The organism is Micromonospora acroterricola (assembly GCF_003172955.1).
In the GTDB taxonomy this organism is placed as follows: Bacteria; Actinomycetota; Actinomycetes; order Mycobacteriales; family Micromonosporaceae; genus Micromonospora; species Micromonospora acroterricola.
Genome location: NZ_QGKR01000221.1, coordinates 23890 through 36618, shown reverse-complemented (window position 1 = coordinate 36618; position 12729 = coordinate 23890). Strand labels below are relative to the sequence as shown.

General features: G+C 73.3%; 13 protein-coding genes. 4 read left to right on the top strand and 9 right to left on the bottom strand.

Going from position 1 to position 12729, the window contains the following annotated elements; genetic code table 11:
* Positions 1-358 (top strand): cellulose-binding domain-containing protein (locus DKT68_RS18810; RefSeq protein WP_201749095.1); only part of this gene is annotated, 358 nt, incomplete at its 5' end.
* A gap of 69 nt (positions 359-427) precedes the next feature.
* On the opposite strand, the gene DKT68_RS18805 is transcribed toward DKT68_RS18810, so the two are convergent.
* From DKT68_RS18805 to DKT68_RS18800, 3 genes are all read right to left on the bottom strand, one after another.
* Positions 428-1393 (bottom strand): golvesin C-terminal-like domain-containing protein, encoded by a 966-nt coding sequence (locus DKT68_RS18805; protein ID WP_109818719.1) that lies wholly within the window; start codon positions 1391-1393, stop codon positions 428-430.
* Positions 1393-1545: a hypothetical protein gene (locus DKT68_RS31505; RefSeq protein WP_201749094.1), complete on the bottom strand. Its 153-nt coding sequence runs from the start codon at positions 1543-1545 to the stop codon at positions 1393-1395. The genes DKT68_RS18805 and DKT68_RS31505 overlap by 1 nt, the downstream gene beginning before the upstream one ends.
* Positions 1546-1684: 139 nt before the next feature.
* Entirely contained in the window at positions 1685-2470 is a 786-nt protein-coding gene (locus tag DKT68_RS18800) for an aldo/keto reductase (RefSeq protein WP_109818718.1), read from the bottom strand.
* Between the two features lie 94 nt (positions 2471-2564).
* On the opposite strand from DKT68_RS18800, the gene DKT68_RS18795 reads away from it, so the two are divergent.
* A complete protein-coding gene (locus tag DKT68_RS18795) occupies positions 2565-3614 on the top strand; it encodes a DNA polymerase ligase N-terminal domain-containing protein (protein WP_109818717.1) in 1050 nt (349 codons plus the stop codon).
* Between the two features lie 14 nt (positions 3615-3628).
* Complete coding sequence (locus DKT68_RS18790) at positions 3629-4819, top strand: threonine synthase (protein WP_109818716.1); 1191 nt, start codon at positions 3629-3631, stop codon at positions 4817-4819.
* Between the two features lie 48 nt (positions 4820-4867).
* Here the strand turns inward: DKT68_RS18790 and DKT68_RS18785 are convergent, their stop codons facing one another.
* The 4 genes from DKT68_RS18785 to DKT68_RS18770 form a co-directional block, all read right to left on the bottom strand.
* Positions 4868-6229 (bottom strand): pectate lyase, encoded by a 1362-nt coding sequence (locus DKT68_RS18785; protein ID WP_109818715.1) that lies wholly within the window; start codon positions 6227-6229, stop codon positions 4868-4870.
* Between the two features lie 252 nt (positions 6230-6481).
* Entirely contained in the window at positions 6482-8281 is a 1800-nt protein-coding gene (locus DKT68_RS18780) for a glycoside hydrolase family 15 protein (RefSeq protein ID WP_109818714.1), read from the bottom strand.
* A 48-nt stretch (positions 8282-8329) separates the two neighbouring features.
* Positions 8330-8722 carry a cupin domain-containing protein gene (locus tag DKT68_RS18775; protein WP_109818713.1) on the bottom strand — a complete coding sequence of 131 codons (393 nt, stop codon included), beginning with the start codon at positions 8720-8722 and terminating at the stop codon, positions 8330-8332.
* A gap of 351 nt (positions 8723-9073) precedes the next feature.
* Positions 9074-9967: a sulfotransferase domain-containing protein gene (locus DKT68_RS18770; protein WP_109818712.1), complete on the bottom strand. Its 894-nt coding sequence runs from the start codon at positions 9965-9967 to the stop codon at positions 9074-9076.
* Between the two features lie 91 nt (positions 9968-10058).
* Between DKT68_RS18770 and DKT68_RS18765 the strand changes: the two genes are divergently transcribed.
* A complete protein-coding gene (locus DKT68_RS18765) occupies positions 10059-11156 on the top strand; it encodes a beta family protein (protein WP_201749093.1) in 1098 nt (365 codons plus the stop codon).
* Between the two features lie 6 nt (positions 11157-11162).
* On the opposite strand, the gene DKT68_RS18760 is transcribed toward DKT68_RS18765, so the two are convergent.
* Both DKT68_RS18760 and DKT68_RS18755 read right to left on the bottom strand, forming a co-directional pair.
* On the bottom strand, positions 11163-11444 hold the full coding sequence (locus DKT68_RS18760; protein ID WP_109818711.1) for an adhesin: 282 nt from the start codon (positions 11442-11444) through the stop codon (positions 11163-11165).
* 198 nt (positions 11445-11642) lie between these two features.
* Positions 11643-12716, bottom strand: a complete 1074-nt coding sequence (locus DKT68_RS18755) for an NAD(P)-binding domain-containing protein (protein ID WP_109818710.1) — start codon at positions 12714-12716, stop codon at positions 11643-11645.
* Between the last annotated feature and the right edge of the window lie 13 nt (positions 12717-12729).

Here is a 12729-nt window from a genome sequence, read left to right as displayed (position 1 = left end):
GCCGACGACTCCGCCGCCGACCACCCCGCCGCCGGGCGGCGCCGGGTGCGCGGTGAAGTACACGCCGAACTCGTGGAACAACGGCTTCACCGCCGACGTACAGATCACCAACACCGGGTCCAGCGCGCTGAACGGTTGGACGCTGACCTACAACCTGCCGAGCGGGCAGCAGGTCACCAGTTCGTGGAACGCCACGGTGAGCCAGAGCGGGTCCACGGTGACCGCGCGGAACCTGAACTGGAACGGAGCCCTCGCCCCCGGTGGCACGGCGAGCTTCGGCTACCAGGGCACGCTGAGCGGCGCGTACTCGTCGCCGACCAGCTTCACGCTCAACGGCGCAACCTGCGCCCGATCCTGAGCACGGACGGCGGGGGCGCGCTCGCGACGAGCGCGCCCCCGCCGCACCACGGGAGGCGCAGGGGCTCGGTCAGACCCGGGTGAGCCGGACCGCGTCGGCGATCACCAGGCCGGCGGCGTTGCTCCACCGGCTCACCGCGACCCGGTTCGCGTCGCCGGCCGGCAGGGCGAACGTGCCCAGCACCCGCCACTGCCCACCGGTCACCCGCTGGTCGACGGTGACCGTCCGGTTGCCGGTGGTGGTGGCGATGATGTACGGGGCGGCGCTGTTGTAGCCGCTGTTGGTCGGCCACCAGGCGTCGACCCGGTAGTTGCCCGCCGCCGGCACGTTGAACCGGTACCAGGCGGGATCGCTGGCCGCGACCGGGTCGGCGTACCGGTAGTCGGCGCCGTACCGCTGGGTGGAGAACGTCGACACGCCCCAGTTGGCGCTGGCGGTGAACCGCCCGGCGGTGGTGTTGTCCACGATGGAGGACCAGGTGGTGCCTCCGCCCGCCATCTTCGCCGCGACGTCGGCCCGCATCACGTTCAGGTCGATGAAGGACGGGTCGATCTTGCCGGTGGTGCTGGTTTCCCGGTGCCCCCGGGCGTAGCTGCTGTCCCTGCCCAGTCGGGTGAGCACGGCGGCGGTGGCGGCGATCGAGGCGTTGTACTGGGCGGCGGTCATTTCCTGGTTGGCCCCGTTGTAGTCGATCTCCCACCCGATCATGAGGGTGTTGCCGTCGCCGGCCGGGATCGGTCCGCTGCCGCCGCTGACCCCGGCGTGGTTGCACCGCCCGGCCGAGATGACGTGGAAGACGCCGTTGTAGTCGACGAGCGCCTGGCAGAGCGGGCCGGCCAGATCCGGGCGGCCGTTGATGCAGATGCCGAGCGCCGGGTGCGGGTTGCTGGCGCTGGACGTCGAGGCGGTGTGGTGCCAGAGCACCCCGATCGGGTCGAAGGAGCCCGGTCGCATGCGGTTGAGCCAGTCGCCCTCGACGACGACCTGGACCCCGGCGGCGCGCAGCACATCCACCAGCCAGGGGATGGTGGCCATCAGGAGCCGCCGAGCAGGTCGGCGAGGCACTCGGCCTTCGGGGCGGCGCTCGCCGGGGTGGGCCGGACGACGGTGGTCAGCGCGGCGGCCACCAGGGCCGGGATGGCGAGCATCCCGCGGCGGCGCAGACGGATGGATCGGGACGTGGCCATGGCGCTCCTCCAGCGAACGGCATCGGGCTCGATCGATCGGCGATCGTGTTGACGGGCACGCTATACCGTCACGAGCGTCGATGTCGATACCCTTCATGCCAGCCTCGCTCGCTGAAGGAATTTGGCAGACCGGGCCGCGTCAGGCGTTGCCGAGCGCGTCGACCTCGCGCATCTCCTCCGCGGTCAGCGAGAAGTGGAAGACGTCGAAGTTGGCGCTGATCCGCTCCGGCGTCACCGACTTCGGGATCACCACGATCTCGTGGTCGATGTGCCACCGCAGCACCACCTGGGCCGGCGAGACGCCGTGCGCGCCGGCGATGCCGGTCAGCACCGGATCGCTGAGGTCGGTGGTCTTGAACGGGCTGTACCCCTCCAGCACCACACCCCGGTCCCGGTGTTCGGCGTGCCGCTGCCGGTCGTACAACATCGGGCCCCACCGGATCTGGTTGACCGCCGGGTTCTCCTCGGTCGACTGGACCAGCTCGTCGATCTGCGAGGTGCTGTAGTTGCTGACCCCCACCGCCCGGGTCAGGTTCTCGTCCCGGGCCGCCAGCAGCTCCCGCCACATCGGGATGCTGTCGGTGGCCGACGGTGGCCAGTGGATCAACCAGAGGTCCACCTGGTCGACGCCGAGCGCCTCCAGGCTGGCCTCCAGCGTCTCCCGCTCCCGGCCCACCCGGTCCGGCGGGACCTTGGTGGTGATGAAGACGTCCTCCCGGCGCAGCCCGCTCTCCCGCACCGCCCGGCCGACCTCACGCTCGTTGCCGTAGAGGGTGGCGGTGTCGAGGTGCCGGTAGCCGGTGTCGAGCGCGGCCAGCACCGCGTCGTAGGCGGCCGGACCGGTGGCCTGCCAGGTGCCGAAGCCGAGCAGGGGCATCCGCACCTCACCAGGGAGCAGGACGGTGGGCTGGTCGGTGATGTCCATATGGACCGTTCTACCCCGCCGCACACCCACCCGGCGAGCGAACCGGACACTCGGGTGCCCAGCGCGACGGCCCGATCTGCCGGAGAATGCGGGTGTGACGGACCGGCTGGAGGAGTACCGGCGTCGACGGGACGCGGCCCGCACGCCCGAGCCGGTGCCCGACCGGAGCCGGTCGGCGGCCGGCCCCGGCGACGGCGGCGCCCGCTTCGTCATCCAGCAGCACCACGCCCGCAGCCTGCACTGGGACCTGCGCCTGGAGCACGACGGGGTGCTGGCGTCCTGGGCGGTGCCGCGCGGCCTGCCCCGCGACCCCGGCCGCAACCACCTCGCCGTGCACACCGAGGACCACCCGATGGAGTATCTCGACTTCCACGGCGAGATCCCCGCCGGCGAGTACGGCGGCGGCCGGATGGTCATCCACGACCGGGGGACGTACCGCACCGAGAAGTGGCGCGACGACGAGGTGATCGTGACGCTCGCCGGCGAGCGGACCGCCGGGCGGTACGTGCTGTTCGCCACCGGCGGCCGGGACTGGATGGTCCGGCGTACCGACCCGGCGCCGCCCGGCTGGACCCCGATGCCGGAGCTGATCCGCCCGATGCACGCCACGCCCGCCGCCGGGCTTCCGCGGGACCGTGCCGAATGGGGGTACGAGCTGCGCTGGGACGGGGTCCGGGCGATGGCGTACGTCTCGGGAGGGCGGCTGCGGCTGCTCTCCGAGACCGATGAGGAGATCACCGGCGGGTACCCGTGGCTGCGTGCGCTGGCCGAGGCGCTGGCGCCGACCGAGGCGGTGCTGGACGGTGTGCTGGTCCGCATCGACGGGGCCGGCCGGGTCCGCCCCGCCCGTGCGGCCAGCGGCGGCCGGGTGCCCGCGGGCGCCCAGTACCTGCTCGTCGACCTGCTCTGGCTGGAGGGCGTGAGCAGCGTGGACGTGCCGTACGCGCAACGCCGGGAACTGCTCGACGGGCTGGCGCTGACCGGTACGCACTGGCAGACTCCGCCGTGGTTTCCGGGCGCCGGCGACGAGGCGCTGCGAACCGGGCGTGAGCAGGGGCTGCCCGGCGTGGTCGCCAAGCGGCTGGACTCGGTCTACGAGCCGGGTGAGCGCAGCCGACGCTGGCTGAGCATCGACGCGGCCTGACGGCGAGGAGCGACGTGTACCTGACGCACCTGGACTGCCCGCGCTGCGGCCGGGAGCATGCCGCCGACCAGTTGCAGAACCTGTGCGGGTGCGGCTCCCCGCTGCTGGCCCGCTACGACCTGGCCGCGGTGGCGAAGGCGGTCACCCCGGAGCGCTTCCCGCTGCGTCCCGCCGACCTGTGGCGCTACCGCGAGCTGCTGCCGGTCGTCGATCCCCGGCACGTCACCACGCTCGGCGAGGGCTGGACGCCGTTGCTGCGCGCGCCGGCGTACGGCGGCGAGATCGGCATCGCGGACCTGATGGTCAAGGACGAGGGGCTCATCCCGACCGGCTCGTTCAAGGCGCGCGGCGCGGCGGTCGGCGTGAGCCGGGCCCGCGAGCTGGGCGTCAAGCGGATCGCGATGCCCACCAACGGCAACGCGGGGTCGGCCTGGGCGACGTACGCGGCGCGGGCCGGGATGGGCGCGACGATCGTGATGCCGCTGGCGGCGCCCGCCATCTGCCGGCGCGAGTGCGTGGCCGCCGGCGCCGACCTGCGCCTGGTCGACGGGCTGATCAGTGACGCCGGTCGGCGGGTGGCCGAGCTGATCGCCGAGTCCGACGGGGCGATCTTCGACGCCGGCACGCTGCGCGAGCCCTACCGGCTGGAGGGCAAGAAGACGATGGGGTACGAGATCGTCGAGCAGCTCGGCTGGCAGGCGCCCGATGTGATCATCTACCCGACGGGTGGCGGAGTCGGGCTGATCGGCATCCACAAGGCGCTGCACGAGTTGCGTGAGCTGGGCTGGATCGGTGACAAGCTGCCCCGGCTGGTGGCGGTGCAGTCGACCGGCTGCGCGCCGATCGTGCGGGCCTTCGCCGCGGGCGACGAGCGGGCCCGGCCGTGGGCCGACGCGCACACCGTCGCGTTCGGCATCACCGTGCCGGCGCCGCTGGGCGACGAGCTGATCCTGGCCGCGCTGCGGGCGTCCGCCGGCACCGCCGTCGCCGTCGACGACGCGGACATCCTGGCCGACCTGCGGGCCTTCGCCGCCCGGGAGGGGCTGCTGCTCTGCCCGGAGGGGGCGGCCTGCCTGACCGCCGCGCGGCAACTGCGCGCCGGCGGGTGGATCCGGGCTGGTGAGCGGGTGGTGGTGCTCAACACCGGCGCCGGGCTGAAGTATCCGGAGACCGTCGACGTCTCCGGCGTACCCGTGCTGGCCTGAGACGGCGACGCTCCGCGGACGGCTCCGTCCGCGGGGCGTCGTGCCGGCCTACTGGTAGGTGATGTCGGACGGCGAGTAGAGGCAGTTGACGCCGTCGGCGCCCTCGCCGATCTCGGTCGGCTCGTCGCCCTTCGGTACGCCCCGGTACTTGACGCAGATCGAGGTCTCCCGGTCTGGGTCGTCGACGATGGTGATCCGGCTGAACCGGGCGGTGTCACCCCAGTTGGTGTTGATGCCGGCGATCGCGTCGGTGTCCCGGACGACCACGTTGTCGATCACCACGTGCCGCTGGTACGAGGTGGAGCAGTTGCCGCAGGCCCGGTAGAGCTTGCCGGCGTTCTCCACCCGGAAGTTCCTGATGTGGACGGTGCCCGCGCCGTTGTGCTGGAAGACCTTGTCGCTGGCGGACCGGGCGCCGCCGCCGTCGACGGTGTACGTGGTGCCGCCGCGGAAGGTGGCGGCGTCCTCGCCCACGTCCTCCCACCAGACGTTGATCAGCGTGCAGTTGCCCTCGCAGTGCACGCCGTCACCGGCCGGCGCACCGATGATCACGTTGCGCAGCGTGGCGCCCGCGGCCAGCTCGAACATCGGGTCCTGGCTCTCGCTCTGCCCGCCGTCGCCGATGCCGTAGTAGCGCTTGAGCCCGCCGTCGAGGGTGCCGGAGACCGGGATCGTGGCGTCCACCTTCTGGCTGCCGGTGGGCGTCGGCCAGCCCGCGGGCGGCGGGTTCGTCGGGCCCGGCGTGGTGGGCGGCGGGGTCGTCGGCGGCGGCGTGGTCGGGGTGCCGCCGCCGGACGAGTCGACCGCCACGTCGTCGAAGCTGCCGCTGGCGTACGCCGTGGCCAGGCCGATCCGGCCGGCGCCGGCCAGGCTGTTCGTGCCGGCGGCGACCTGGGTGCCGTTGACGAAGCCGCGGATGGTGCTGCCGCTGGCCTCGATGCGCAGGGTGTACCAGGTGCCGGCGCCGATGCCGAGCGACGCCGAGCCGATCGCGGTGACGCTGCTGCCGTTGACCGCCTGGAGCTCGGCCCGGCCGGAGCCGAGCAGGGCCAGCCGGTACATCTTGGTGCTGCTGGTCGACCGGGCCGCCAGCCCGACCAGGGCGCTGGACGAACCGAAGCTCACCGGCCTGACCCGGGCCTGCACCGAGTAGTTGGTCCAGCTGGTCTGGCCGGCGAACTGCCGGGCCAGCTCACTGCCCGCGTTGGACTGGTGGAGCACGCCCGATCCGTCGACGGCCCAGGTGCCGCCGGACTTGGACCAGCCGGAGGCGTTGCCGTCGTTGAAGTCGTCGGTGAAGACGGTGGCCGCGAAGGCCGAGGTCATGCCCGCCGCGAGGGCCGCGGCGGTCGCGGCGGCGCCCACCGCGAGCAGCAGTGGTCGTCGGCCGGGGAGTCGTCTCTTCTGCACAGTTGTTCTCCTTGACGCATGTGGTGGCGATCCCACGGCCGCCCGTCCGGGGGGCGTGCGGGCACGGCGTGCTGCCATGACCTGGGATCGGTGCGCCCCGTCGGATGCCCGGTGTCCGGAGCGGGGTGAAGCGGGATCGAAGCCTGAGGAAAGGGCTTTCCCGTCTCTTCGAGGCTAGGACCGCACAACCACCAGCGTCAATGCCTGACGCTTGCAGGTCTGTTGCAGGATTCCCGGCCGGTACGGAGGGCGTCAGAAGCTGTACGGCTCGGTCAGCCGCCAGGCCGCGTTGATCAGGCCGATGTGCGACAGCGCCTGCGGGGTGTTGCCGAGCTGCTCCCCGGTGGACAGGTCGATCTGCTCGCTGAACAGGCCCACGTCGTTGGCGTGCCCGACCACCCGGTCGAACAGCTCCTCCGCCCGGCGCCGCTCACCCGCCAGTGCCAGGCACTCCACGAGCCAGAACGAGCAGAGCACGAAGCCGGCGGGGTCGGCCGACCAGCGACGGACCAGCCCGTCGTCGGTGCCCAGCTCCCGCTCCACCACCTCGATGGTGGAGCGCATCCGCGGATCGGTGGCCGGCAGGAAGTGCACCACCGGCAGGAAGAGCGCCGAGGCGTCCAGCTCGACAGAGCCGAACGCGCCGGTGAACGCGCCGATCCGCTCGTTCCACCCCTGCCGGAGCACCTCGTCGCGGATCTCGTCGCGGATCCTCGCCCAACGGTCCGGGTCGGCCCGCTCGTCGAGCCGGTCGGCGAGTCGTACCGCCCGGTCCATCGTCAACCAGCAGAGCACCTTGGAGGAGAGGTAGTGCCGTTCACCGTCGCGGGCCTCCCACATACCCCGGTCGGGCAGGTGCCAGGTGCTCGCCACCTGCTCGGTCAGCCCGAGGACCATCTCCCCCAGCTCACCGTCGAACGTCCCGCCCAGGTGGTCGCGCAGCCGCCAGACCGCCGACATCACCTCCCCCGGCACGTCGAGCTGCCGCTGACGCCAGGCGTCGTTGCCGATCCGGGCCGGCCGGCTGCCGGCGAAACCGCCCAGTTGCGTGAAGTCGTGCTCGGTGAGGTCGCGTTCTCCGTCCAGCCCGAACAGCACCGGCACCGGGTCGTCGCCGATCCGCCCGATCGAGCGGGCCACCCAGTCGAACAGCCGGGACGCCTCGGTGGGGCACGCCGCCACCCAGAGCGCGCGAACGGTCATCGCGAAGTCGCGCAGCCAGGAGTAACGGTAGTCGTAGTTGCGGTCGCCACCGATCTGCTCCGGCAGGGACGTGGTCAACGCCGCCGTGATCGCGCCGCTGCGCGCGTACGTGAGACCGGTCAACACGGTCGCGCTGTGCCGGACCAGCTCGGGATAGCGGCCCGGGTACCGGTGCGGCTTGCGGAACGCCTCCCACGCCCGCGTCGTCTCGGCGAGCGCGAACAGCGGGTCCAACCGGGCGGGCGGTGCGCCGTACGCCGCGCCGAACGCCACGTCCACACCGACCACCTGGCCGGCGGAGACCTCGAACTCGTGGGTCACCCGGTCCCGGCCGGCCCGCAGCGGGAGGCCCGCTGCCCGCAGCACGAGCGTCACCGGGCCGGCCCGGGCCAGCACCCCGCCGCCCGGCTGATCGTGCAGGTACGGGGTGAGCAGGCCGTACTCCGGCCGGGGCACGAAGTCGAGCGCCATCCGGACCCGCCCGGTCAGCCCTTCGACCACCCGGATCAGCACGGCGGGCGAGTTCATGCCCAGGTCGTGCGCGCGGGCGCCGATCTCCGCGGCCAGCGCGTCGGTGACCGCCACGCTCCCATGCGGCGTGTGGTGAACGGTGCGCAGCACCAGCGAGTCCGGCTGGTACGCGCGCTCCACCCGGTACCCCGGCCCGCCGACCCCGACCGGAGCCAACCGGAAGTGCCCGGCGCTCGGGTCAAGCAGTCGCCCGAACACGGACGCGCCGTCGAACCGGTGCGGACACCACCAGTCGATCGAGCCGTCCCTGCCCACCAGTGCGCCGGAGCGGGAGTCCGAGAGGAATCCGTAGTCGGAGATCGCCGGCTGCTGCTCCACCCGCCGCGGGTACCCGGATCGGCCCGGATCAGGCCGTACCCGGCTGCGTCACGCGGTGGGCGGCTCGTCCTCGCCGGCGGCCTCGGCCGCGTCGGCCTCCTCCTTGGTGTGGTGCACGGCCTGGTCGGCGTGCTCCGGCGGGCCGTAGACGGTGTAGAGCACCAGCGGGTTGGGGCCGGTGTTGACGAAGTTGTGCTTCGTGCCCGCCGGTACGACGACCAGGTCGCCCGAGACGACCTCCCGCTTCTCGCCGGCGACCCGGGCCTCCCCGGTGCCGCTGACGAAGGTCAGGATCTGGTCGATGTCCTCGTGCACCTCCTCGCCGATCTCGCCACCCGGCGGAATGGTCATGATGACCAGCTGGCTGTGCTCACCGGTCCACAGCACCCGCCGGAAGTCCGGGCTCTTCTCGGCGACGGTCGCGATCGTGAAATGCTCCATGCTGCGCTCATACCCCGTCTGGCGGCGCGTCACGCCGGGACTCGCAGATGGTGGAATTCCTCACGGCCGGCGGGTTTGGATGTGCGCGGACCGGGGATCGACAACGCAGACCGGCGCGAACGGCCGGTCGAGCCAGGTCCCCGCTGGCGTACCGCCGAACGGCTGCGGTGGTGGGAGACGGCCAGAGCGCGGCGACGTTCCGACAACGGTCGAAGCGGCGCCGTGCGCTCGTCTGCGCACCCGATGGCGGTGCCGCACGCCGGCCGCTGCGTCACAGAGGGCGGCCCCATCGGGTTGCCCGCGTCACGAAGGCGCCGCGGGCTCCACTCCGGGCGTCGCTTCCCCGCACCGTCAGCTGTCGCGGTGCAGCCAGGCGAGCAGGTCGGGCGGCGCGAGCGCCGCCGTGCGCTCCCGGTAGCGGGCCCGCGCGGCCGCGTCCAGCAGGTCCCGTCCCTGCCCCGATCCGCCGTGCCGGAAGAACGCCCGGCGGTCGCGCAGCACGCCGAGCCTGTCCGGGGCGAGCCGGTCGGCGCGCTCCCGCATCCGGTCGAAGGTCGCCGCCTCGACCAGGACGGGCCACCGCTCGGGAGGCACCGCGAGGCCCCACCGGGCGGCCAGCCGGCGCATCTGACCGTCCAGGTCGGCCCGCAGGTCGTCGTAGTGCACCAGCGTGACGTTCGGTTCGTGCCGGCGGGCCCACGCGTCGCTCAGGTGCCACAGCACCCCGGGCAGCGAATCCAGCTCGGCGCGCGGGTCGACCTCCCGGTCGACCCAGCTCGGCAGCCACCGCTCCAACGACAGGCGCGCTCGCGGGGGTGCCGCCGGGGCGGCCTGGCCGGTCAGCTCCCGGAGCCGCACCCGGTCCAGGTTGCCGGCCTGGTGGTACAGCGAGACCGCCATGTCCAGCGGGTGACGGGCCACCACCACGTAGTGCACCCGAGGGTCGAGCGGCACGCCGTCCAGCGGGGTGTGCGTCTTGATGAACCGCCGGTGCGGCTGGGCGTCCAGCCGGGCGTACACCGTTTCCCGCGGCTCGACCAGCCAGTCCAGCCACGGCGACAGCTCGGTCAGCGGCGCCGGCAGCTCCGGGGTGCGCAACACCAGCAACGCACAGATCATCTGCATCCAGGTGGTGCCGCTCTTGGACCGGGTGCTGATCACGATGTCGCCGTCCCGGAAGGGGAAGCCGTTCCAGCGGGCGCTGTCCTCGTCGTGGGAGCGGTAACGGTGACTGGGCGCGGGCATCGGGCGATAGTAGTCGCCGAGCCGACAGCCGGGCGGCCGAATATCGGCTCGACGACCTGTGACATATGCGCATGCCTGGCTAGATTGAAGTATGGTGCCCGCCCACGGGAGCCGGGCGGCGGAACCGGTCTACCGCCCCATCCTCGCCAGCCGCCGCGGCGAACTGGAAGCCCTCACCCATCTCGATCCCGCAGCCGTTCCGCTGCTCGCCCCCGTCCTGGAGGTCGGTGCGGTCGACCGCACCACAATGGACTCTCTGCGCCGACTGCCGGCCGGGCTGCTGCCCGCCGTCGACGTCACCGCCCTGCCGGACTCCCCCGACACCGAACTGGCCCGCTGGGACGTCCCGCTGGTGCCGGTCGTCGGGCTCGCGGAGAGCGACCGCCGGCTGGTCGCGCACGGCGCGGCGGCGCGGGGGTACGCCCGCGGCGCGCTGGTCCGGCTGCGGGCCGGCCAGGACCGGGCCGGACCGGACGCGAGCACCGCCGCCGTCGAGCGGATCTGGCGGTTCACCGGCCTGGCGCCGGAGGAGTGCGACCTGCTGGTGGACGCGGGGGACGTGTGCTGCCGGGCCGACGTGCGGCTGGCCGAGCCACGGGTACGCCGACTGCTGGACTGGGCCCGCCGGCACGCCTGGCGGTCGATCACGGTGGCGGCCGGCGGAATGCCGCCGACGCTGTCCCGGCTGCCCACCGACGAGCCGGTCCGGCTGGACCGTTGGGACTGGCAGCTCTGGCAGCGGCTGGCCGACGCCGGGTTCAACTACGGCGACTACGGCGTGGGCCCGGCCGTGCCCGGCAGCGGTGACCCCAGCGAGCGGTTGCCCACCGTGCGGTACACGGCGGACGGCGACTGGTGGGTCTACCGCTGGTCGCGGCGCGGCGGGCGGGGCGACGACCGGTTCGCCGACCTGTGCCGCACGCTGGTCTCGGCGTCGCACTGGCCGAGCGCCGGGGCCGCCTTCTCGTGGGGCGACCACGAGCTGCTGCGCCGGGCCCGGCGGGGCGCCGGGGCGGGCTCGGCTGCCAACTGGGCGGCGTGGAGCACGTCGCACCACCTGGCGCACGTGCTCTCCGCGCTGCTGCACCCGGGCAGCGACGCCGGGGCGGGACGGCACGGCCGGTCGGAGCCGCAGCGGGTGCGGCCGCTGCGGCAGGTACGCGGCGGCGAGAGCCGTCGCGCCGGCTGAGCCTGACTACTGCTTCTCGGTGAAGCCGAACTGGATGATGCCCTCGTCGTCGACGGTGGCGTCCACCGAGGCGTCGCCGAGCAGTTCGGCGGCGTCCTCGTCGAGGAAGATCCGGGCGCCCTGGTTGTCGACCACGTGGTCGCCCTGCTCCGGCTCGGGCACCAGTTCCACGGTGAGCGACCCGGCCTCGGCGTCGGCGGCGATACGCACGCCACCGTCCTCGGCGACGTCCTGCTGGTTGGCGAGGTCACGGATGACGAGCACGGCGTTGTCGGTCATGGTGAGCATTGGCGGAACTCCTCGTGGGTTCTCGGCTCGCGGTCGGTTACCGCGCAGACCGGACAGTCGTCGGTCCGCGTACGAGCACACGTGGGAGGCGACAGGAGGGGCGAACGGTCGTCGCCGTCGCATCGCGTCGGGGCAGCTGACGGGCCCCGTCATGGCCTACGGTGCCCCCTGCCAGGCGATCCGTCAAATAGAGCCGGATCAGTCGAGAGCGTGGGCCGGAGCCAGCAACGCGCGGATCTCGTTGACCGCCGCGCGGCCGGCCCGGTTCCCTCCGATCGTGCTCGCCGACGGGCCGTACCCGACCAGGTGAATCCGCTCGTCGGCGACCACGCGGGTGCCGTCCATCGTGATACCGCCGCCCGGCCCGCGCAGGCCCAGCGGGGCGAGGTGGTCGAGCGCGGCCCGGAACCCGGTGCACCACAGGATCACGTCCGCCGGCACGAACCGCCCGTCCGCCCAGGCCACGCCGTCGGGCGTGATCCGGTCGAAGACGGGTAGCCGGTCGAGAACGCCACGCTCGCGCAGCCGGCGCACCTCCGGGGTGACGGGCAGCCCGGTCACGCCCACCACGCTGCCGGGCGGCCGTCCGGCACGTACCGTCTCGTCGACCCGGGCCACCGCGGCCCGGCCCAGCTCGGGGCCGAACTCCACGTCCCGGAACTCCGGCGGCCGGCGGGTCACCCAGGTGGTGGCCGCCGCGACGGGCGAGATCTCGCCGAGCAGCTGCACCGCGGAGGTGCCGCCGCCGACCACCACCACCCGGCGGCCGGCGAACTCGTCCGGCCCCTGATAGTCGGCGGTGTGCAGCTGGCGGCCCCGGAAGGAGGACCGGCCCGGGTAGTGCGGCCAGAACGGCCGGGTCCAGGTGCCGGTGGCGTTGATGAGCGCTCGCGCGGTCCACTGCTCGCCGTCGGTGTGCACGTCGAGCAGGCCGTCCGGACGGGAGTGCACCGCGCGGACCCGCACCGGCCGCCGGACCGGCAGCTCGAAGGTCCGCTCGTACGCGGCGAAGTAGGCGCTGACCTGCTCGGCTGCCGGCCGCTGTGTGTCGGCGGGCGGGAAGGGCAGCCCGGGAAGGTCGTGGAAGCCGTGCACGCGGTCCCACCGCAGGGTCGGCCAGCGGTGCTGCCAGGCCCCGCCGGGGCCGTCGTCGCCGTCGAGGATGACGAACCCGGTGCCCGGGGCGAAGCCGGTGCGACGCAGGTGGTAGCCGGCGCTCAGGCCGGCCTGGCCGGCGCCGATCACCACGACGTCGGCGGAGTGGGTGTCCACGCCGGGTGCAACG

What these genes read in the sequence shown, in the direction of transcription:
- DKT68_RS18800 (WP_109818718.1), bottom strand. Translation starts at nt 2,470, where the DNA reads ATGGACATCACCGACCAGCCCACCGTCCTGCTCCCTGGTGAGGTGCGG.
- DKT68_RS18805 (WP_109818719.1), bottom strand. Translation starts at nt 1,393, where the DNA reads ATGGCCACCATCCCCTGGCTGGTGGATGTGCTGCGCGCCGCCGGGGTC.
- DKT68_RS18765 (WP_201749093.1), top strand. Translation starts at nt 10,059, where the DNA reads ATGGTGCCCGCCCACGGGAGCCGGGCGGCGGAACCGGTCTACCGCCCC.
- DKT68_RS18760 (WP_109818711.1), bottom strand. Translation starts at nt 11,444, where the DNA reads ATGCTCACCATGACCGACAACGCCGTGCTCGTCATCCGTGACCTCGCC.
- DKT68_RS18775 (WP_109818713.1), bottom strand. Translation starts at nt 8,722, where the DNA reads ATGGAGCATTTCACGATCGCGACCGTCGCCGAGAAGAGCCCGGACTTC.
- DKT68_RS31505 (WP_201749094.1), bottom strand. Translation starts at nt 1,545, where the DNA reads ATGGCCACGTCCCGATCCATCCGTCTGCGCCGCCGCGGGATGCTCGCC.
- DKT68_RS18770 (WP_109818712.1), bottom strand. Translation starts at nt 9,967, where the DNA reads ATGCCCGCGCCCAGTCACCGTTACCGCTCCCACGACGAGGACAGCGCC.